We start from the raw sequence: 20,478 nt of genomic DNA, 5'->3' as shown, positions 1-20,478 counted from the left end.
GCTCTTGCCGGTGGGGGTCCCAGGGGCCGGTCAAAGGAATAGTTACGGTCACAAACTCATTCCATCATCAGCCACCGACAATCGATGGAGGCGGCGCTCCAGGTCCTCGGCAACTTCATCGATGGTGTCAAAATCACTTTCTGTCGGCGCCCAGCGCGCCGCGGCCAGATCCACCCGCCACCGCCCCTCCCCGCTGCGCAAGTACAAACTGTAATCCCCCAGAAGCGGGGTTCCTTCCTCAAGGTAAAGGAGCAGCGCCTCGGCTTCGTGGCCCTCGGGTGCATGGCCACTGGCTTTCAGGACACGCCACCATGGAACACCTCCGCCATGGTGGCTCATGACGGAACCGACCTGGCGCGGGCCTCCTGACCCCAGGAGCTCGGCGACGTCCCCGTACGACACTGCGGACCCTGCGGGCACCAGCCTCACGACGGCCAGGACCGCTTGGACGTACTCATTCCGCATTGATCCAATGTAGCCGCAGTGGCGCTCCCGGGAATTGTCGGCGGGTCCCCTTAGCGTTGAAGCATGAGCTCCTGGAACACACTCCCCCGCGCAGCCTTCGACCTTGAGACCACCGGCCGTAATTCACGGGCGGCACGAATCGTCACGGCGTCGATCACCGTGGTGGACCACGAAGGCCGGGTCATCAAGGAACACGAGTGGTTGGCCGATCCAGGCGTCGAGATCCCCACCGAGGCAAGCGACGTGCACGGCATCACCACAGAACAGGCCAGGCGGGAGGGCCGGCCCGCCCACGAGGTCACACGCGAAGTGGCGGCGGCGCTGCAGGAGCTCTTCGATTCCGGGACCCCGGTGATTGCATTCAACGCCAGCTACGATTTCACGGTCCTTGCCGCCGAGTCGGCCCGCTACGGAATCCCGCAGCTCACCCGCTTCCCGGTCCTGGACCCGTACATCATGAACAAGCAGGTTGACCGGTACCGCAAGGGCAAACGCACACTCACCGCGCTCTGCGAGGAGTACGGAGTGGTGCTGGACAACGCCCACACGTCGGCGGCTGATGCCTTGGCAACCCTCCGGGTCCTTGATGCGATGGCAGGGAAGTTCCCAAAGCTGATGATGCCCGCCAGCCAGCTCCACCAGCTCCAGGTGGATTGGGCCGTCAGCCAGGCCGCCGACTTCCAGGGGTATCTTCGGAAGACGAAGCCCGCGGCCGTCATTGAGGGAGACTGGCCCGTACTTCCGCCGCAGGATGCCACGGCAGGCGGCTTCTAGAACCATCGCCGTGCCTCCAAGTGGGAGGCATCTCACAGTCACGCCGGGAAACATAAAGCCTGCCCCTCGCTGAGCAGCGTTCGCCTGCAGGGACCACTAGCACTTCCCTTGACGCCTGAAAGCGTCGTGGAGCGCATTAAATTCGCCTCTAGACCGAAAGCTACTCTTTTTCTTCGGCGCCAGCCCGGTTCTGCCCTGGTGAGACAATAAAGTTTTGCAGTCACCCCTGTCCCGGAGAGTTGGATGAGCGCCGGGCAGGTGCCAGGCGCCCCAGCGCTGCCTTGCGGCCCGGTCGACTTACGACTCTCATGAAAGTGACAACCTGATGAAAATCAAAGCGATGAAGTGGCTCACTACCGCTCCCGTTGCACTTGCCCTCGCGGTTTCCCTCGCAGCCTGCGGCGGCGGGTCTTCCCAGCCCAGCGGCACCCCCACGGACGCCCTGAAGGGCAGCGACCAGCAGACGCTGGACAAGTACACCACTGCCGATGTCACCCCCCTCGACAAAATCGACAAGAGCAAGCTGGGCCTCGTTACTGAGGGCACCCTGCGCGTCGGAACCCTGTCAGACGCCCCGCCGAATATCTTCGTTGATTCGTCCGGCAAGTTCACTGGCTACGACAACGAGCTTCTGCGGGCTATGGCCGACAAGCTGGGGCTCAAGGTCGAGTTTGCTTCCACTAAATTCCAGGCGCTTCTCAGCCAGGTCAAGAACAAGCAGTTCGACGTCGGATCCTCCTCGATCTCCACCACGGACGCCCGCCGTGAAACAGTTGCGTTCACCAATGGTTACGACTTCGGTTACATGGCCCTGGTGACCAAGGAAGACGCCAAGGTCCAGACGTTCGCTGAACTGAAGAGCGGCCTGCGCATTGGCGTTGTCAGCGGCAGCGTCCAGGAAGATTACGTCAAGAACACCCTGAACCTTGAGCCTGTTTCCTTCCCTGACTACAACACCGTTTTCGCCAGCTTGAAGAGCGGGCAGGTGGATGCCTGGGTGGCACCGTCGCAGCAGGCAACCGGCCAGGTAAAGCCCGGTGACGGCACGAAGATTGCCGAGAAGAAGCTCAACACGCAGAACTTCACTGCCTACGCCGTTGCCAAGGACAACCCTGCCTTGCTGGAAGCGCTGAACTCTGCCCTTGATGCCGTAGTTGCCGACGGTACCTGGTCCAAGCTGACCGCCGAGTGGTACAAGGACCGTCCGACCGCTGCCGAGCAGACCCCCGAGGGTTGGAAGCCGGGCAGCAAGGCCGTCAAGGTCCCAGCAAAGTAGAAACCTGCCAACCACAAAAGATAGCGACGCCATATGGATTTCCTGACACGACTCGGAGAGACCTTCCTTGACTGGAAGCAGATCGCCGAGGTTCTGCCAAGCATGTTCGCGGTGGGCCTGCCCAATACGCTGGTCCTGGCGATCACCTCGGGACTGATCGGGGCCGTCGTCGGCCTGCTCCTGGCTCTCATGGGAATCTCAAGGAATCCTGTGGCGCGGTGGACTGCCCGGGTGTACACGGACGTGTTTCGTGGGCTCCCGGCGGTCCTCACCATCTTGGTCATCGGCCTTGGATTCGGACCGATCTTCCGCGAACTGACAGGCAGTAACAGCCCGTACCCCATGGGCGTCGCGGCGCTGTCACTCATGGCTGCCGCCTACACGGGTGAGATCTTCCGCTCCGGCATTCAGAGCGTGGACAAGGGGCAGCTTGAGGCATCGCGCGCCCTGGGATTCGGCTACGGTCCCTCGATGCGTCTTGTGGTGGTGCCACAAGGTATCCGCAGGGTACTTCCTGCCCTCATGAATCAGTTCATTGCCCTGATCAAGGATTCCTCCTTGGTCTTCACCTTGGGCTTGCTGGCCACGGAACGGGAACTGTTCCAGATCGGCCAGGACGCTGCCGCCCGCAGCGGTAACCTGTCCCCGTATGTGGCAGCTGCCATCTTCTACCTGGCCATGACCATTCCGCTCACCCACCTGGTCAACTACATCGATACCCGCTTGCGGACAGGCCGGCCGGAAAAGAAAGAACCGGACGAGGCAGCAGCCGTCGTTGGAAAGGGAGCCCAGGCATGAGCGAATTCGCATCGGGAACACTGAGCGCCAAGAACATCCACCTTTCCTTCGGCAGCAATCACGTCCTGCGGGGCATTGACCTGCACGTTCCGCAGGGCACCACGGCATCGGTCATCGGGCCATCAGGCTCGGGCAAGTCCACCTTGCTGCGGGTCATGAACCGACTGATCGAACCTGACCAGGGCGACATCCTGCTGGACGGACGGTCCGTGCTGAAGGACAATCCGGACGAGCTCCGGCGCCGGATCGGCATGGTGTTCCAGCAGTTCAACCTGTTCCCTCACAAGACCGTGGAGGAAAACGTCTCGCTGGCCCTGCGGAAACTGCGCAAGCTTTCCAAGGAGCAGGCCCGAGCCGAAGCGTTGGAGCAGCTGGACCTGGTGGGCTTGAAGCACAAGGCCGATTCCCGTCCGGCCAACCTTTCCGGGGGCCAGCAGCAGCGTGTGGCCATTGCACGCGCCCTGGCCATGAAGCCGGAGGTCATGTTCTTCGACGAGGCCACGTCCGCCCTCGACCCTGAGCTGGTCAAGGGCGTGCTGGCGCTGATGGCGGACCTCGCCACGGGCGGCATGACCATGGTGGTGGTGACCCATGAAATGGGTTTCTCCCGCAACGTCTCGGACTCGGTAACGTTCATGGACGCCGGAGTGGTGGTGGAATCCGGCCCTCCGGAACAGCTTTTCACCGAGCCGCGGACCGACCGGCTCAAGAGCTTCCTCTCGGACGTCCTGTAGCAGCTGAAGCACACAAGGAACCCCCGCCTGCGGCCTGCAGGCGGGGGTTCCTTTTGCCTTCCGCGAGATGGCATTTAACGGCAGTCCCATGCCCGGGAACTGCCGTTAAATGCCATCTCGCGAGCGGAGGACGACGGCGGGAGGCGCCTATCGCCGGGGGCTCATCCCTGTGCGGCGGCGGCTGCCTTCGCTGCCGCGGGAAGGGCGTCGTAGATACGGTTCATGGCGTCGTCGTCGTGGGCGGCCGAAAGGAACCAGGCCTCGAAGACCGACGGCGGCAGGTAGACCCCGGATTCCAGCATCGAGTGGAAGAACGGCGCGTAGCGGAACGCCTCCTGCGCCTGGGCGTCGGCGTAGTTGTGCACGCCGGTGGCCGAGGTTCCGAAGGCCACCGAGAAGAGGTTCCCGGCGAACTGGATGGAGTGGTCCACGCCCGCGGCATCCAGGGCGTTGGAGAGGGCGGATGACAGTTCCAGCGACCGGACGTCGATGAAGGAGTAGACGTCGCGGGTGGCATGGGTCAGCGTGGCAACGCCTGCCGCCATGGCCACCGGGTTTCCTGACAGCGTTCCGGCCTGGTACACCGGGCCTGTGGGGGCCAGGTAGTCCATGACGTCTGCACGGCCGCCGAGTGCCGCCGTCGGCATTCCTCCGCCGATGACCTTGCCGAAGGTGAGCAGGTCGGGCGTCCAAGGGTCCTCGGCGTCGGGCGCGCCGCCGGTGAGGCCCCAGTAGCCGGAGTAGCCGGTGCGGAAGCCGGTCAGGACCTCATCAACGATGAGGAGTGCGCCGTGCTCGCGGGTGATCCGGGAGAGCCCTGCATTGAATCCTTCGGCAGGGGTGACGACACCCATGTTCGCAGGGGCTGCCTCGGTGATGACGGCCGCAATGTTCTGGCCGTGGGCGGCGAAGGCTTCCTTGATAGCCGTGAGGTCGTTGTAGGGCAGCACCAGGGTCTCGGCGGCGGTGGCCTCGGTGACACCTGCGGAGCCGGGCAGGGCCAGGGTGGCCACGCCCGAACCGGCCGCGGCCAGGAGGCCGTCCAGGTGGCCGTGGTAGCAGCCCGCGAACTTGATGATGAGGTTGCGTCCGGTGAACCCGCGGGCCAGCCGGACGGCCGTCATGGTGGCCTCGGTGCCGGTGGACACCATGCGGAGGCGTTCGACGGCGGGAACACGCTCCTTGACGATCTCGGCGAGGTTGGCCTCGTCAGGGGTGGAAGCACCGAAGGACAGCCCGCGATCGACAGCGGCGTGCACGGCATCCAGGACGGCCGGGTGGGCGTGGCCCAGGAGCGCCGGGCCCCAGGAGCAGACGAGGTCCACGTATTCCTTGCCGTCGGCGTCCGTCAGGTACGGTCCCTTGGCGGAGACCATGAAGCGCGGCGTTCCGCCGACGGAACCGAAAGCCCGGACCGGGGAGTTGACGCCGCCCGGCATCAGCTGGCGGGCGCGGTCGAAGAGTGCCTCATTGCGAGGATTGCTGGAAGTCATGGTTCCTATTCTCTCAGTTTGCCGAAGAGCAGAGTTGGCAGGGCAGCTCAGTCAACCGGAAGGCCCGGTCAGCCGGCGAGCAGCTCCGCCGCCCGCGGCGCCACCGCGGTACCCATCAGTTCGATGGAGCGCATCATGGCCGCGTGCGGAAGCGGCCCATTGCTGTACTTGAGGTCGAAGCGGTCCACGCCGAGGTTCCGTTTGAGCCGGACGATCTTTTGGGCCACCGTTTCCGGCGATCCAACGTAGAGGGCACCTTCCGTGGAGCAGAGGGCGTCGAACTCGCCCCGCCCCGCCGGCCCCCAACCGCGCTCGGCTCCCAGCTTGTTGCGCAGCTTCAGCCAGTGCGGGAACAGCTCTTCCCGGGCCTGTTCGTCGGTTTCGGCCACATGCCCCGGCGAGTGGGTGGCAATCTGCTGCATCGGGTGCCCGTACTTGACCATCGCCTCGCGGTAGAGATCCGCCAGGGGCTTGAAGGCCCGCGGCTGGCCGCCAATGATGGCGAAGATGATCGGGTAGCCGTACTGGGCACAGCGGAGCACGGATTCGGGCGTTCCGCCCACCCCGATCCACGTTGGGAGCAGGTGGTGCTCCAGCGGCGGGTAGACGCTCAGGCCGGCGAGTGCGGGCCGGGTGCGGCCTTCCCAGTGCACGGGCTTTTGCGCCCGCACTTTGTCGAACAGCTCGAGTTTCTCCTCGAACAGGACCTCGTAGTCCGCCAGGTCCAGCCCGAACAGCGGAAAGGACTCCACGAACGATCCGCGGCCCAGCATCACTTCGGCGCGGCCGTTGGAGATGGCGTCCACCATGGCGAACCGTTGGAAAACCCGGATGGGATCGTCGGAACTCAGGACCGTTACGGCGGAGCCCAGCCGGATGCGGGACGTCCGCGCCGCAGCGGCAGCCAGGAAGACCTCCGGCGCGGACACAGCGTAGTCCTTGCGGTGGTGCTCCCCCACGCCAAATGCATGAAGCCCGACGGCGTCGGCCAGTTCCGCCTGCTCCAGCAGCTGGCGCAGGACCTCAGCGTGCCTTTGAGGACTGCCGTCGGGATTTTCGCCAACGTCGCCAAAGGTGTTCAGGCCCAGGAGGATCCGCTCCTCCCCCACCGGTGCGGTGGGTCCCGGTGCGGTGCGCCCAGCAGCAGGCCCGTCCGTCATCGGGATTCCTTGAGCCAGCCGGCCAGTTCGGCTGCCCAGTAGGTGAGGACGGTGTGGGCGCCCGCGCGCCGGATGCCCAGCACGGATTCGGTGATGGCGGCCCGGCGGTCGATCCAGCCGTTGGCGGCGGCGGCTTCGATCATCGCGTACTCACCGGAGATCTGGTACGCGGACACGGGCACGGGGCTCATCGCGGCCACATCCGCCACGATGTCCAGGTAGCTCATGGCCGGCTTGACCATGATGATGTCCGCACCTTCAGCGAGGTCGAGTTCGACCTCGCGCAGGGCTTCGGTGCGGTTGCCGGCGTCCATCTGGTAGGTCCGCCGGTCGCCCTTGAGCTGGGAGTCCACGGCTTCGCGGAAGGGACCGTAAAACGCCGAGGCGTACTTTGCGGCGTAGGCGATGAGGGAGGTGTTGACGTGGCCGGCCTCGTCCAGGGCCGAGCGGATCGCGGCGATCTGGCCGTCCATCATGCCCGAAGGGCCAAGCATGTGCGCCCCGGCCTCCGCTTGTGCAACGGCCATCCGGGCGTAGATCTCCACGGTGCGGTCATTGTCGACGTACCCGTCGGCGTCGAGCACTCCGCAGTGGCCGTGGTCGGTGAATTCGTCCAGGCACACGTCGCTCATGATCACCAGGTCGTCGCCCACCTCGGCACGGACGTCCCGGATGGCCTTGTTCAGCACCCCGTCCGGGTCCAGCGCAGCCGAGCCTTCCGGGTCGCGGGTTTCCGGGATACCGAAGAGCATGATGCCGCCGAGGCCGAGCTCAACGGCTTCCGCCGCGGCGCGCTTCAGGGTGTCGGTGGTGTGCTGGACCACCCCGGGCATCGACGTGATGGGGTTGGGTTCGGTGAGGCCTTCCCGAATGAAGGCCGGAAGGATGAGTTCGGCCGGTGCAAGGCGGGTTTCGGCGGTCAGCCGGCGCATCGCGGGGGTAGTGCGCAGGCGGCGGGGGCGTTGGTTGGGGAAAGTCATGGATCCTGTCCTTCGCATTGGTTGTGAAGCCTTTTTGGAGGTAAACGTGCCGGTCCCGGTCAGGGCGGGTTGAGTGCTTTGGCCACGGCCGCCACCAGCCCGTCCGGCGTCGGCTCAGCCGCCACCGCCGCCACGTCCAGGCCCAGGGCGGCGGCCTGGTCCGCCGTCGAGCGTCCTATGGCCACCAGCCTGCAAGCCGCCAGCGGCCCCAGCGCAGCGATCCGCCGGACGGCGCTCGGGGAGGCCGCGATCACGGCGGCGATCTTTCCGGCCGCGATCTCTGCCGTGGCGGCTTCAGGCGTCAGGAGGGAGTACGACGGCGGTTGCGGGCCGGCGTCGCCGTCCTCCGGATGCACGCCGAGCCTTCGCTCCGCTGCCGCCGGGTAGTCAACGGTGCGGTAGGCGGTTACCGCCTCAACGGCACTGCCCGCCGCTGTCAGGCCTTCCGCCAGGGTGGGTGCGGCAATGTCCGCCTGGGGCAGGAACACTGTGCCGCCGCCGGGCCACACAGCAAGCAGGCCGGCAGCAGACTGCTCGGCGTCCGGCGTGAGGGTTACCTGAACTCCGCCCGAGTCCAGCAGGCGGCGTGTTGCCGGACCGATGGCGGCGACCTGCGTACCGGAAGAAACCATCTGGTCCATGCGCAGGCCACGTTCGGCCGCCTTTTCCATCAGGACGTGCACGGTGGTGGCACTGCTGACCACCAGCCAGTCGAAGGCACCCGCTGCCAGGGCGTCGCAGGCGACATCCAGCGCGTGCTGGTCCGGGGCCCGTTCGAAGTCGATGAGCGGAAGCAGAACCGGCGAGGCACCGGCTTCCTGCAGTGCCGCGACCAGGTCTGCGGAGCGTTCGGGGCTGCGCGTGACCAGGACCCGGACTCCGCCGGGCAGCTTGCCGCCGTTCGGGTGGTTCTGTCCGGATCTGCTGGAAGGCTGCGTCATTGCCAGGTCAGGACGCCTGCAGGTCTGCGATGTCGGCGGCTCCGGCGGCGAGGAGGGCTTCGGCCAGTTCGATTCCCAGCAGGGTGGCACCGACTTCTGTCAGCCCGTCCGTGGCGCGCCTGTCCCGCACCATGTCCGTTCCGTCGACGGCGCACACCACGGCCTCCAGATGCAGCATGCTGCCCTTCCGGTAGGCGTAGGCGCCGACGGGGGCTGCACACCCTGCCTCGAGCCGGGCCAGCAGCGCGCGTTCGGCGGTGACGGCGAGGCGGGTGTCGGGGTCATCCAGCGCGGCCAGGGCCTGGGCCAGGACGGCCCGGGAGCCCTCGCTTGATCCCGGCTTTGGCGGGGCGTCGGCCGTGCGGCACTCGATGGCCAGGGATCCCTGGCCGGCGGCGGGCAGCATGACGTCGGTTTCGAGGTACTCAGTGACGGCGTCCAGCCTGCCGATCCGCTCCAGGCCGGCCGCGGCGAGGACCACAGCATCCAGGTCGCAGGACTTGCCGGGCACCACCTGGTCAGTGGAGTTGCCGGGCAACCCGGGGACACGGCCCAGGCGGGTATCGACGTTGCCGCGGATATCCACGATGTCCAGGTCCGCACGGGCGGCGCGCAACTGGGCTGCGCGGCGGGGCGAACCTGTGCCGACGCGGGCACCGGCCGGCAGGTCTGCGAGCTTGAACCCGTCGCGGGCGCACAGGACGTCGCGGACATCCACCCGGCGCGGGGTGGCGGCGAGAGCCAACCCTACCGCTGCCCCGGTGGGCAGGTCCTTGAGCGAGTGAACGGCCACGTCGCACTCATCGCGCAGCAGCGCGTCGCGCAGGGCAGCAACAAACACGCCCGTGCCGCCCATCTGGGACAGCGACCCCGTGAGGACGTCGCCGTCGGTGCGGACGTGCACCAGTTCCACCGGGAAACCTCCGACGGCGGCCAGCTGGTCTGCGGTCTGCTGGGTCTGGGTGAGCGCCAGCTTGCTGGCGCGGGTTCCGATCCGGACCGTCACAGCTGGGCCGTTTTCCCGGCTGCGTCGGCAGGGTACGGATCGTGGCCGGTGCCGACGGTGGTGTCTGCCCCTGCGATGGTGGGCTTTTCGCCGCGGAAGTTGGCGCAGCATCCCGGCCGGCAGACGTCGTACCAGGGGCCAAGGTCCGTGACGGCGGGCCGGTCGGCGATGTTGTTGGCAACGGTGCGTTCACAGATCAGGTCCACCAGGCCGTCGACGAATTTCCGGTGCGTCCCGGGCGTGGGGACGCGGGTGGCGGCCAGGCCCAGGTTGGCGCAGGTTTCCATCGCCTCGGTGTCCAGATCCCAGACAACTTCCATGTGGTCGCTGACGAAGCCGAGGGGAACAATGACGATGCCCTTGACGCCCTGACCGGCAAGCTCCTCGATGGCGTCGTTGATGTCCGGTTCCAGCCACGGCACGTGCGGGGCACCGGAACGTGACTGGTACACCAGGGACCACGGTGCGCTCTGCCCGGATTCGTCCTTGACCTTGTCCATGACGGCGCCTGCGTTGGCGAGGTGCTGGGCCACGTAGGCGGACCCTTCCTCGAACCCGCGCGGCTCCCCCTCGGACCGGCCCGCGGCCTCGGCGTCCCGGGTGGGGATGGAGTGGGTGGCGAACAGGACGTGGATCGGGGCGTCCGGCGTACCCGCTTCCGCGAGCTTGGCGCGGACGTCGGCCAGGCCGGCGGCGGTGCCTTCCACGAACGGCTCCACGAAGCCGGGGTGGTCGAAGTACTGGCGGACCTTGTCCACTTCCAGGCGGCCGTCCAGGCCGGTCTCCGTCAGCGCCATGCCGATGTCCTCGCGGTATTGGCGGCAGCTGGAGTAGCAGGAGTAGGCACTGGTGGTGAGCATCAGCACCCGGCGGTGGCCGGCGTCGTACGCTTCCTGCAGGGTTTCCGGGATGTAGGGCGCCCAGTTGCGGTTGCCCCACAGGACCGGCAGGTCGATGCCGCGGGCAGCGAGTTCGGCTTCCAGCGCTGCCTTGAGCTCGCGGTTCTGCTGGTTGATGGGGCTGACTCCGCCGTTGGCGCGGTAGTGGTGCGAGACTTCCTCAAGCCGCTCGTCCGGAATCCCCCGGCCGCGGGTGACGTTGCGGAGGAACGGAATGACGTCCTCCTGCCCTTCCGGACCGCCGAAGGAGGCGAGGAGGACGGCGTCGTAATTCTTGGGCGCCATGCGGCCGGCCTCGGTCACCAGGTTGACCGATGTTGCCTGCTGCTCGGGGCTCATGCCAGCACCTCGGCAACCTCGTCGGCGGAGACACGACGTCCGGTGTAGAACGGGACTTCTTCACGGACGTGGTTGCGGGCCTCCGTGGCACGCAGGTGGCGCATCAGGTCCACCAGGTCCACCAACTCCGGCGCCTCCAGGCCCAGGATCCATTCCCAGTCACCCAACGCGAAGGAAGACACGGTGTTGGAGATGACCTGCGGGAAGTCACGTCCCAGCAGGCCGTGGTCGCGGAGCATCTTGCCGCGCTCGGCCTCCGGCAGGATGTACCACTCATAGGAGCGCACGAACGGGTAGACACAGAGCCACTCGGCGGGAGCTACGCCCCGGGAGTAGGCGGGGGTGTGGTTCTTGGCGAACTCGGCCTCGCGGTGCACGCCCATGGCGGACCAGACAATCTCGGTGCCGGCAAAGAGGGTGCTGCGGCGGATGTCCCGGATGGCCTGCTGCAGCGCTTCCGGCTTGGAACCGTGGAGCCACACCATGACGTCGGCGTCGGCGCGCATGGCTGAGACGTCGTAGCTGCCCCGGTGCGTCACGCCGGCAGCGGCGAGCCGCTCCAGCAGCGCTTCAAAGTCGGCGGCGGCGTCGGCGCTGCGGACCACTGATTCCGACCGCTTGAAGACCGTCCAAAGGGTAAAGAACTGCTCGGCTGATTCTTCGGTTTTAGTGACAGATTCGGCAGAAGTGTGGCTCATGGTTACAAGTTTGCCCCCTCCCCGCCTCCAAGACGAAACCGAAGACTTCTACAACACGTAGAAGTGAGCAAAGTCACATTTGGCAGTGCAGCAGGCAGTCTCCAGGAGGACTGCTAGAGGCGGCGCATGCGCAGGAATACCAGCCCTGCCGCGGCCCCCACGCCGACCAGTCCAGCCCCCAGCCACACCATGGCATCGGGCACGTCCGGCAGCGGTCCGGTGGATGAAACGGCCCGGCCCGGCTCCGCGGGCTCACCGGCAGCCTGCGGGGCACGGGTGGGCAGGGACTGGCGGGCGTTGATGGACAGGGTGGTGGGGAGATCAGTCGGCAGCACCGGAGCCGATGCGCTCACAGGATCCGAAGATGCTTGGCTCGCGTCGGCTGCGGTAGATCCCGCAATGCCGGAAGCGGCTGCCCCTGGCATTCCTGCCGCCCCCGCCGTACCAGTCCCGGATGCCTGCGCCCCGCCGGTCTGCCCCACAGCCAGTGGGTCGGTTCCCGATGCGCCCGATGGAGGAACCGGTGCTGGGGCCTGCGCGCCTGCTCCAACCGGGGCGCCCACGGCAGGGGCGGTGCCGGATGCAGGCGACCTGCCGGGTGCAGGGGCAGTGCCTGGCACGGAGGCCGCGGAAGGCCCGGCCTCAGTTGGCGATCCGGGCGAGGCAGGCACTGGAGAAGACGGTGCCGGAGAAGATGTGGCCGTAGGCGCGCTGGCCTGCCCGCCCGTAACCAGCGGCGTGCCTGAGACGATCGGGAGCGGAAGGTCGGGAAGGGGAAGTGCCGTCATGGAGGCGGCGGCTGTGGCCCGAGCCGTTGCCGTGGGGATGGCGGTGGACAGGGAAGCCGTCACGGCTGGACGCAACGCCCCAGGCACTGCGGGGAGGGCGGGAGCCGTCGGACGCTGGGCGTCGGCGGCAGGCATCTTCCCATCCCCCTCTGAACCGCGCTGAACCGTCATGGCCTCCTGGCGTGGGGCGACACCCGCATCAGCAGTTGCCACCGGGGACGCCTGCACCGGCGGGTCCTGGGGAGTGGAAACTGCATCGTCAGCCAATGCTGCCTGGACGCCGGCGGAAAGAACCAGTACCGCTCCGACGGCCGCTGCTGCGGTGCCGCGTCGAAGTCCCCCATGGATACCGGTCCGGGACAGTGAAAGCTCGGACCTGTTTGAAACCATAGTCATCGACCCTAACCAGAATGGTGGGCCGTTTGAAAACCGGAAGGCTCGGCAGGGTGTGCCCTGGACGGCCCCGGAATCCCGGGGTGGCCGGTTGACCAGCAGCGATGCTCAGGCGGCGGCCAGTTGGCCGATTTGCTCACGTGTGTCGGCGACCACGGCAGCCAGTCCGTTCCCGGCCACCCAGCCGCCAACGACGGCCAGCCCGCCGGCAGCTGTGCAGGCCTTGCGGATTTCCGCTGCCCGCGCGCGGTGGCCCACGGCCGCGAACGGCAGGGCTCCGCGCCAGCGGACCACGTCCCAGCCCTGCACGTCCTCCTCCGCGATCCGGACACCGAGGAGTCCGGAGGCGTCCCGGAGGGAAGCCGCAAAAAGCTCATCATCAGTTTCGGGGCCGCCCGGCTGCACCGTTGTTTCGGATGGCGATGCCGCTGCCGGGGCAGGTTCGCCGTCCATCCGGCCGTAGGAGAGGCGCACCACGTGCCTCCCCGGACCGGCGGCAGCAGCGAGCCAGTCCCATTTGCCGGTGGCATGCGTCAGGGCCTTAGCCTGGATCCCAGGCGTTTGCGGGGCCACCAGGATTCCGGTTCCACGCGGCCTTGCGTCCAGGTCCGGTTTATCCAGGACCAGCGTCACGAGCTTGACGTCCGGCCCGGAGGCGGGCTTTTTCCCTGCGATGGCAGGAACCGCACCTTCCAGGAGTTCGACGGCGGCGGGTCCGTCCACGGCCATGACCAGCAGGGCGGCGCTATAGGAAGTTCCGGCCACTTCGACGCGCCAGCCGTCCCGGGTGCGGGCGACAGCCGTGGCGGCAGTGCCCGGCAGCAGCGTCACGCCCAGGCGCTGGAGATCCGATACCAGGGCATCCACCAGGGTGTGCATGCCGCCTTCGAGGCCGGCCACGGCGGAACCTGCCTTGGCCGGCTTACCAGGCTGCGGTGACTGTCCTTGCTGTGCCTGCTGGGCGGCCGGAGCACCGGCGCGGCGGCGTTGCGCCAACACCGCGGCAGCGAGCGAACCGTGTTTCCGCAGGCCTGCACGCAGGCCCGGAGCCACCATGTCGACGTCGAGCAGTCCGGGGTCGGCCGAGTGCACGCCGCCCACCACCGGCGAGACGAGCCGCTCCAGCACCCGCGAACCCATCCGGGCCCGGACCAGGGCGGCCACGCTGGTAACACCCGCACCGGCGCCTACGGAGGCAGGCAGGAAGCGGTCCAGGGAGGCGCGCAACGAGCCAAGCATGCCCAGGGTGCGGCGAACCTCAGGATCCCACGGGTTCGCCGGGATGCCCAGGACTCCTGTCCTGGGCAGTTCGCGGGGCCCGTCCGGAAGCTGGACCCACGCACCGCCTGGCCTCGGAGGAACGATCTTTTCGCCCAGGCCGAGCTCTACACAGAGCCGGGCAACGGCGTCGGACCTTGTGGCGAACGACTCGGCGCCGCTGTCCAGCGTGAGCCCGGCAACCATGTGGCTGCCCACGCAGCCGCCCCACGCCGTCCCCGCTTCAAGGACGGTCACCTCATAACCGGCCGCGGCAAGTTCCCGGGCGGACAGGAGCCCGGAGATCCCGCCGCCCACCACCAGCGCTGTGCCGGCCGCGGCCGGCGAGCTGCCCATGGGTTTACTCCGGCGAGATGGAGTGGATGAGTTTCACGACCCGGGTCAGGACGTCGGGGTCCGTTTCCGGGGGAACCCCGTGGCCGAGGTTCAGGACGTGGCCAGGAGCTGCCGATCCCGCGGCTATGACCTCGCGGACGTGGGCCTCGAGGATTTCCCAGGGGGCCGACAGCAGCGCGGGGTCGATGTTTCCCTGCAGCGGGACGGTTCCGCCCAGGCGGCGGTTTGCCTCATCGAGCGGCAGCCGGTAGTCAACGCCCACCACGTCCACACCGACATCGCGCATTGCAACGAGGAGCTCGGAGGTGCCGGTGCCGAAGTGGATCAGCGGGGCGCCGAGGTGGCGGACATGGTCCAGGGCACGGGCCGACGCCGGCGCAACATATTTCGTGTAGTCGGCCAGTCCCAGCGAACCCGCCCAGGAGTCGAAGAGCTGGGCGGCCGAGGCACCTGCCTCGAGCTGGGCCTGGAGGAACATGCCGGAGGCGTCAGCAGCCCAGTTGGCGAGGGCGGCCCAGGTCTCGGGATCCGCATGCATCATGGTCCGGGGGCCAAGGTGGTCGCGGGACGGCTTTCCCTCCACCATGTAGGCAGCCAGGGTAAACGGTGCACCGGCAAAGCCGATGAGGGGCGTCTTGCCCAGTTCCGCCACCGTGAGCCGGACGGCTTCGCGGATGGGCTCCAGCGCTTCCCAGGTGAGCTGCGGCAGGGCGGCAACGTCGGCCGCTGTGCGCACGGGCTTCTCCAGGACGGGCCCCACCCCGGGCACGATGTCCACTCCGACGCCGGCCAGCTTCAGCGGGATCACGATGTCGGAGAAGAAGATACCGGCATCCACGTCGTGGCGGCGCACGGGCTGGAGCGTGATCTCGGATGCCAGTTCAGGGCGGAGGCAGGAGTCCAGCATCGCGATGCCCTCGCGTACCTTCAGGTATTCCGGCAGCGACCGGCCAGCCTGGCGCATGAACCACACGGGACGGCGGGACGGCTTGCCCCCGCGGTACGCCGTGATCAGCGGGGAGTCGGCGGTGCGGCCGTCCATCAATGGATGGTCTGCGGCGAGGGCGCCGGCAGCTGAGACGGCGGGGCTAGGAGTCATGCTTTTGATTGTGCCCAAAAAGAGCAGCAAAAGATAACGACAACCTGTCGCTGTCCGGGCCCACTTCGGCAAGGTGGCGCGAATCACTGCAGAGTGTGGCGACTATCCTTTCCGGAGGTTGTTCTACCGGACAACGAAAAAGCTATGATTGGTCTGCTGTGGTTCTTTTCTCATTGGTGGCTACACACGCCGACATCGATCTCGAAACCGTTGCTCAGTTGAGCAACGGTTCCTCCGGGATTGCCGCATCCGCGCTGACCGAATCCCCTGCCGTGGCCGGGGCGGTGGTCCTTGCCACCTGCAACCGCTACGAAATCTACGGCGAAGCCCCCAACCCCAACGACGTCGAAGCGGCCCGGGCGGCCCTCGTATCCCGGATCAGCGAGGCCAGCGGCCTGGCCGAACCCCTCGTTTCGCGGTCCTTCAGCACCCGTACCGGACCGGAAGTCACCCAGCACCTGTTCGCCGTCAGCGCGGGACTGGACTCCGCCGTCGTGGGTGAACGTGAAATCGCCGGCCAGGTGCGGCGGGCGCTGATCAACGCCCAGCACGACGGCACCGCCAGCGCCGGCCTGGTCCGGCTGTTCCAGGCGGCCTCGAAGACCGCCAAGGACGTGGGCGCGCAGACCGCCCTTGGTTCCCGCGGGCTTTCCATCGTCTCCGTGGCGCTGGACCTGGCCACCGATCTTTCCGAAAGCCCCGACTGGTCCACCAAGAAGGTGGTGCTCTTCGGGACCGGCGCCTACGCCGGCGCCACCATGGCACTGCTGCGCGAGCGCGGCTGCACGGACATCTCCGTCTTCTCCTCATCCGGCCGGGCCGAAGGGTTCGTGGCCTCGCGCGGCGGCGTGGCCCTGGACGCGGACTCCCTGCGTCCCGCCGTGGCTGCTGCCGACGTCATGATCGGCTGCAGCGGCTCGGACACCCGCGTTGAGGCTGATGACCTGGCCCAGGTACGCGCCGACTCCGCGCAGCCCCTGATCGCCATCGACCTGGCCCTCACCCATGACTTCGACCCCGCCGTCGGCGAGCTGGAGGGCGTTGAACTGCTCACCCTTGAGTCGGTGCGGCTCGCGGCACCGCAGGAACAGGCGGAATCACTCGCCCAGGCCAGCGGCATCGTGAAAGGTGCGGCCAAGGCCTTTGAGCAGGAACGCGAAGCACGCTCTGTCGACTCGGCCATCGTTGCCCTTCGGCGCCACACGATGAACGTGCTGGACGCGGAGATGGAAAAGGTCCGGGCCCGGCACGGCTGCACCGCCGCCGCCGAAGAAGTGGAGTTCGCCCTCCGCCGCATGGTCAAGCAGTTGCTGCACGTTCCCACGGTCCGCGCCCGCGAACTCGCCGCCAACGGCCAGCAGGACGACTACGTGGCTGCGCTGGAGGCGCTGTACGGCATCACGGTCGAACAGCCCGCCGCCTCCCCCGCCGCTTCCGCTGCACTGGCCCAGGCCGAGTGCCCGGTGGACCACAAGGGCCGCGAAACCGCCTGAGGTCCCTTCAAGACCCAAGTTGCTCTATCAGATATGGCTCCCAAACCACCGGTTTGGGAGCCATATCTGATAGAGCATGCCGGTCAGTAGACGGGCTTTTCGGGTTCCACGTCGCGCACCCAGGCCAGGATCCCGCCGTCGAGATGGCTGACCCGCTGGTAGCCGGCCTGCCGTGCCGCCGCCAGCACGTTGGCGGACCGGGTCCCGGCCTTGCAGTGGAACACGATGTCCCGGTCCTGCGGAAGTTCGTCCCAGGCCTCACCGGCCAGGATGCGTCCCTGCGGGATGAGCCTGGCACCATCGATCCGGACAATGTCGTACTCTCCCGATTCCCGGACGTCCACCAGCTCGAAGTCTTTGAGCCCGGCCTTCCGGGACGCCAGCATGGTGGCCAACTGGGTGGCAGTGACGGTGTGTTCGATATCGGCCTGCGCTGCCGGGGCAATGCCGCAGAACGCCTCGTAGTCCGTAAGTTCGGTGATGGGTTCCGCGGCGGGGTCCTTGGCCACGCGGATCTCGCGCCAGCTGCCGCCCAAGGCGTCGAACAGTGCCACGCGTCCAAGCAGGGAACGTCCGACGCCGGTAATCAGCTTTACGGCTTCGGTCACCATCAGCGATCCCACGGCAGCGCACAGCATGCCGAACACACCTCCCTCACCGCAGGAAGGGACGGAGCCCGCCGGCGGCGCCTCCGGATACAGGTCGCGGTACGTGGGGCCGTGCTTTTCCCAGAAGACGCTGACTTGGCCGTCGAATCGGAAGATGGAACCCCACACGTAGGGCTTGCCCAGGATGGCGGCGGCGTCATTGACCAGGTAGCGCGTGGCGAAGTTGTCGGCACCGTCGAGGATGAGGTCGTAGCCGCTGAACAGCCCTAGGGCGTTGGACGAGTCCAGGCGCACGTTGTGCAGCCGGACGTCCACCAGCGGGTTCAGCTCCGCAATGGTATCCCGCGCCGATTCGATTTTGGGCCGTCCGACGTCGCTCACACCATGGATCACCTGGCGCTGCAGGTTGCTCAGGTCCACCACGTCGTCGTCAATGATTCCAATGGTGCCCACACCCGCTGCGGCAAGGTACAGCAGTGCCGGGGCGCCCAGGCCGCCGGCGCCGATCACCAGCACCTTGGCGTTCTTGAGCCTCCGCTGCCCCAGGGCACCAATCTCGGGAATGATCAGGTGCCGGGAATACCGTTCCACCTCGTCAGGAGTCAGGTCCGCAGCCGGTTCCACCAGTGGATCGAGGGAAATAGTTGAAACATTTGCGGTGAAAGACGAAGCCATACTTCAATGTATGCCCCGGGATACCGCCAGGTCATATTACCCCGCAGTAAAGTGAAGGTAACTGCAATGGAAAGAAGGATAACTGTGGTCCCTGAAGCACGGGCCGACCGCCCGCCCGCAGCCGAACCGCAAACTCCCTCCCGCCCCGCAGGCCAACGGTCCGCCCGGCTGCCCCGGGATGAGCGCCGTGCCCAGCTCCTTGCTGCGGCCCAGGAAGTGTTCGTTGCCAACGGTTACCACGGCGCTGCCATGGACGAGATCGCGGAAACCGCCCATGTGAGCAAACCGGTGCTGTACCAGCACTTCCCTTCCAAGCGCGACCTGTACCTCGCCCTGCTGGAAAGCCACCTGGCGTCCCTGACCGAACTGATGCTGGGGGCACTGAACTCCACCACGGACAATGACGAACGCGTCCAGGCCGTCATGCGTGCGTACTTCCACTTCATCGCCAGCGACGACCAGGCCCACCGGCTGGTCTTCGAATCGGACCTGATCAACGACCCCGACGTCAGCTCCCGGCTGGAAACCTTCAACCGCACCTTCGCCGACGCCATTGCAAGGGTCATCGCGGAAGACACCAAGCTCCCCCATCTCGAGGCGGAACTGCTGGGGCGCGGCCTGGCCGGAATGGCGCAGGTCAGTGCCCGGTACTGGCTGGAAACCGACGGCAACCTGGACCTCGATGTGGCCAGCGACCTCATCTACCGTTTAGCTTGGCGCGGAATCTCTCGCTTCCCCAAAGAGTCCTAGACTACAAATAAGACAACACCTCGTAGAGAAGTACGAGAACTTCACAGGCTGGGAGGCCCCCTTGGAAATTAAGATCGGCGTTCAGAACGTTGGCCGCGAAATCGTACTGGAATCGACCCAGGATGCCGAGACGGTGGCCAAGGTTGTCGGCGAGGCCATCAGCGAAGGCAATGAGCTGCGCCTCAAGGATGACAAGGGACGCCTGATCATCGTTCCGGGCAATGCCCTGGCGTACGTGGAAATCGGGGCAGAAGAGGTCCGCCGCGTGGGCTTCGGCCAGTTCTAGCCTGCGCCTGAAAGGGAGCATCCATGCTTTCGTTGACCATCGTGGTGCTGGTTGCAGCCGCCGGCGGTGTCATTGTCTGGGCCAATGACAAGCGCCATGCCAAGTACGGCGCGGTGCTGCCGGCGGGGGTCGCCGTGGCTGTCGCGGCGCTGGCATGGATCATCCTCATGGCGGCCGGTTTCGGCTACCTGCCCGGCCTGACCTGGCTCCCCTGGGTCCTGCCCATGGTCCTTGGCATTGCTGCCGCCATCGGTGCTGTGGTCTATCTTGGCCGCACCCGCACACGCCACGATATGGAGCGGCTGACCGCCATCCTGCGGCGCTAAGGCATCCGTAAACGGCCTGTGGCCGCCACCCGTCCGGGTGGTGGCCACAGCTGTTTAAGGTCCGCGGTCAGAGGAACTCCGCCCGGCCCTCCATTGCCGACGAGGCGAGGGCATGCTCCCTGCGGGGGATGCGCCCGGCCGCCCGGGCCATCCTGCCGGCGATCACGGCGTGTTTGAACGCCTCGCCCATAAGGGCGGGGTTCTGCGCCCGCGTCACGGCAGTGGCCAGCAGTACGGCGTCACAGCCCAGCTCCATGGCAAGGGCGGCGTCCGACGCCGTACCGATGCCTGCATCCAGGACCACCGGAACCGACGCACGCGAAACGATGAGCTCGATGTTGTGCGGGTTCAGGATCCCCAGGCCGGTGCCGATAGGGGCGCCCAGGGGCATCACGGCGGCGGCGCCGAGGTTTTCGAGCCGCAGCGCAAGTACGGGATCATCGTTGGTGTAGGCGAACACCTTGAAGCCTCGGTTCACCAGCTGCTCCGTGGCTTCCACGAGCTCCACGGCGTCCGGCAGGAGGGTCTGCTCGTCGGCGATGACCTCGAGCTTCACCCAGTCCGTTTCCAGGGCCTCCCGCGCAAGTTCCGCTGTGAGCACAGCATCCCTGGCGGTGAAGCAGCCGGCGGTGTTGGGCAACACCCGGATCCCGTGGTCCACCAGCAGCTGGAACAGCGAGCCGGTTTCGGCGGGTGAGTAACGCCGCATGGCCACGGTGGTCAGGGCGGTGCCGGAGGCCAGGAGTGCTGCGCCCAGGCCGTCCAGGCTGGGCGCTCCGCCGGTGCCCATGATGAGGCGGGATTTCAGGGCGACGCCGTCAATCACCAGGGCGTCGCCGGCACCGGTGTTCCCGGCGGGGTTGATGGTGCTGGTTTCGGTCAT

21 protein-coding genes are annotated in these 20,478 nt (G+C 67.0%); 8 read left to right on the top strand and 13 right to left on the bottom strand.

Annotated features, from left to right (window positions below):
• Nucleotides 1-48: 48 nt before the first annotated feature.
• Nucleotides 49-465: an MGMT family protein gene (locus ACETK3_RS00755; protein WP_373992351.1), complete on the bottom strand. Its 417-nt coding sequence runs from the start codon at nucleotides 463-465 to the stop codon at nucleotides 49-51.
• Nucleotides 466-528: 63 nt separating this feature from the next.
• Between ACETK3_RS00755 and ACETK3_RS00750 the strand changes: the two genes are divergently transcribed.
• The 4 genes from ACETK3_RS00750 to ACETK3_RS00735 all read left to right on the top strand — a co-directional run bounded on the left by ACETK3_RS00750 (nucleotide 529) and on the right by ACETK3_RS00735 (nucleotide 4,047).
• Nucleotides 529-1,239 (top strand): 3'-5' exonuclease, encoded by a 711-nt coding sequence (locus ACETK3_RS00750; RefSeq protein WP_373992350.1) that lies wholly within the window; start codon nucleotides 529-531, stop codon nucleotides 1,237-1,239.
• A gap of 325 nt (nucleotides 1,240-1,564) precedes the next feature.
• Complete coding sequence (locus tag ACETK3_RS00745) at nucleotides 1,565-2,515, top strand: ABC transporter substrate-binding protein (protein WP_236798953.1); 951 nt, start codon at nucleotides 1,565-1,567, stop codon at nucleotides 2,513-2,515.
• Nucleotides 2,516-2,548: 33 nt separating this feature from the next.
• On the top strand, nucleotides 2,549-3,313 hold the full coding sequence (locus ACETK3_RS00740) for an amino acid ABC transporter permease (protein WP_236820124.1): 765 nt from the start codon (nucleotides 2,549-2,551) through the stop codon (nucleotides 3,311-3,313).
• On the top strand, nucleotides 3,310-4,047 hold the full coding sequence (locus tag ACETK3_RS00735) for an amino acid ABC transporter ATP-binding protein (RefSeq protein WP_236820125.1): 738 nt from the start codon (nucleotides 3,310-3,312) through the stop codon (nucleotides 4,045-4,047). Before ACETK3_RS00740 ends, ACETK3_RS00735 begins: the two co-directional genes overlap by 4 nt.
• Before the next feature lie 161 nt (nucleotides 4,048-4,208).
• Here the strand turns inward: ACETK3_RS00735 and hemL are convergent, their stop codons facing one another.
• The 10 genes from hemL to hemE form a co-directional block, all read right to left on the bottom strand.
• Nucleotides 4,209-5,540: a glutamate-1-semialdehyde 2,1-aminomutase gene (gene hemL / locus ACETK3_RS00730; protein ID WP_237428543.1), complete on the bottom strand. Its 1,332-nt coding sequence runs from the start codon at nucleotides 5,538-5,540 to the stop codon at nucleotides 4,209-4,211.
• Nucleotides 5,541-5,608: 68 nt separating this feature from the next.
• Complete coding sequence (locus tag ACETK3_RS00725; RefSeq protein WP_237428544.1) at nucleotides 5,609-6,700, bottom strand: LLM class flavin-dependent oxidoreductase; 1,092 nt, start codon at nucleotides 6,698-6,700, stop codon at nucleotides 5,609-5,611.
• Entirely contained in the window at nucleotides 6,697-7,680 is a 984-nt protein-coding gene (gene hemB / locus ACETK3_RS00720; protein ID WP_236798958.1) for a porphobilinogen synthase, read from the bottom strand. Before hemB ends, ACETK3_RS00725 begins: the two co-directional genes overlap by 4 nt.
• Before the next feature lie 59 nt (nucleotides 7,681-7,739).
• Entirely contained in the window at nucleotides 7,740-8,621 is an 882-nt protein-coding gene (locus ACETK3_RS00715; RefSeq protein WP_237428545.1) for a uroporphyrinogen-III synthase, read from the bottom strand.
• A gap of 7 nt (nucleotides 8,622-8,628) precedes the next feature.
• Nucleotides 8,629-9,627, bottom strand: a complete 999-nt coding sequence (gene hemC / locus ACETK3_RS00710) for a hydroxymethylbilane synthase (RefSeq protein WP_237428546.1) — start codon at nucleotides 9,625-9,627, stop codon at nucleotides 8,629-8,631.
• Nucleotides 9,624-10,865, bottom strand: a complete 1,242-nt coding sequence (locus tag ACETK3_RS00705) for a ferrochelatase (protein ID WP_237428547.1) — start codon at nucleotides 10,863-10,865, stop codon at nucleotides 9,624-9,626. The genes hemC and ACETK3_RS00705 overlap by 4 nt, the downstream gene beginning before the upstream one ends.
• Nucleotides 10,862-11,563, bottom strand: coding sequence for a hydrogen peroxide-dependent heme synthase (gene hemQ, locus ACETK3_RS00700; protein ID WP_237428548.1), 702 nt, complete (start codon nucleotides 11,561-11,563; stop codon nucleotides 10,862-10,864). The genes ACETK3_RS00705 and hemQ overlap by 4 nt, the downstream gene beginning before the upstream one ends.
• A gap of 113 nt (nucleotides 11,564-11,676) precedes the next feature.
• The gene (locus ACETK3_RS00695; RefSeq protein WP_237428549.1) at nucleotides 11,677-12,747 is read right to left on the bottom strand and encodes a hypothetical protein; all 1,071 of its coding nucleotides are present in this window, start codon (nucleotides 12,745-12,747) and stop codon (nucleotides 11,677-11,679) included.
• Between the two features lie 105 nt (nucleotides 12,748-12,852).
• Nucleotides 12,853-14,358: a protoporphyrinogen oxidase gene (gene hemG / locus ACETK3_RS00690; RefSeq protein ID WP_237428550.1), complete on the bottom strand. Its 1,506-nt coding sequence runs from the start codon at nucleotides 14,356-14,358 to the stop codon at nucleotides 12,853-12,855.
• Between the two features lie 4 nt (nucleotides 14,359-14,362).
• Nucleotides 14,363-15,457: a uroporphyrinogen decarboxylase gene (gene hemE, locus ACETK3_RS00685; protein ID WP_142133236.1), complete on the bottom strand. Its 1,095-nt coding sequence runs from the start codon at nucleotides 15,455-15,457 to the stop codon at nucleotides 14,363-14,365.
• 158 nt (nucleotides 15,458-15,615) lie between these two features.
• On the opposite strand from hemE, the gene ACETK3_RS00680 reads away from it, so the two are divergent.
• Nucleotides 15,616-16,950: a glutamyl-tRNA reductase gene (locus tag ACETK3_RS00680; RefSeq protein ID WP_237428552.1), complete on the top strand. Its 1,335-nt coding sequence runs from the start codon at nucleotides 15,616-15,618 to the stop codon at nucleotides 16,948-16,950.
• A gap of 83 nt (nucleotides 16,951-17,033) precedes the next feature.
• On the opposite strand, the gene moeB is transcribed toward ACETK3_RS00680, so the two are convergent.
• Nucleotides 17,034-18,233, bottom strand: a complete 1,200-nt coding sequence (gene moeB / locus ACETK3_RS00675) for a molybdopterin-synthase adenylyltransferase MoeB (protein WP_236798966.1) — start codon at nucleotides 18,231-18,233, stop codon at nucleotides 17,034-17,036.
• Between the two features lie 84 nt (nucleotides 18,234-18,317).
• Here moeB and ACETK3_RS00670 point away from each other — a divergent pair, with 84 nt between their 5' ends.
• The 3 genes from ACETK3_RS00670 (at nucleotide 18,318) to ACETK3_RS00660 (ending at nucleotide 19,595) form a co-directional block, all read left to right on the top strand.
• Nucleotides 18,318-18,983, top strand: coding sequence for a TetR/AcrR family transcriptional regulator (locus ACETK3_RS00670; protein ID WP_236798967.1), 666 nt, complete (start codon nucleotides 18,318-18,320; stop codon nucleotides 18,981-18,983).
• Nucleotides 18,984-19,044: 61 nt separating this feature from the next.
• Entirely contained in the window at nucleotides 19,045-19,269 is a 225-nt protein-coding gene (locus tag ACETK3_RS00665) for a DUF3107 domain-containing protein (RefSeq protein WP_142133232.1), read from the top strand.
• A 23-nt stretch (nucleotides 19,270-19,292) separates the two neighbouring features.
• On the top strand, nucleotides 19,293-19,595 hold the full coding sequence (locus tag ACETK3_RS00660) for a hypothetical protein (protein WP_237428553.1): 303 nt from the start codon (nucleotides 19,293-19,295) through the stop codon (nucleotides 19,593-19,595).
• 67 nt (nucleotides 19,596-19,662) lie between these two features.
• Here ACETK3_RS00660 and ACETK3_RS00655 read toward each other — a convergent pair whose 3' ends face one another.
• Nucleotides 19,663-20,478 (bottom strand): thiazole synthase, encoded by an 816-nt coding sequence (locus tag ACETK3_RS00655; protein ID WP_272912518.1) that lies wholly within the window; start codon nucleotides 20,476-20,478, stop codon nucleotides 19,663-19,665.

Source organism: Arthrobacter sp. E44, from assembly GCF_041877125.1.
In the GTDB taxonomy this organism is placed as follows: domain Bacteria; phylum Actinomycetota; class Actinomycetes; order Actinomycetales; family Micrococcaceae; genus Arthrobacter.
This window is presented reverse-complemented; position numbering and strand designations above follow the sequence as displayed.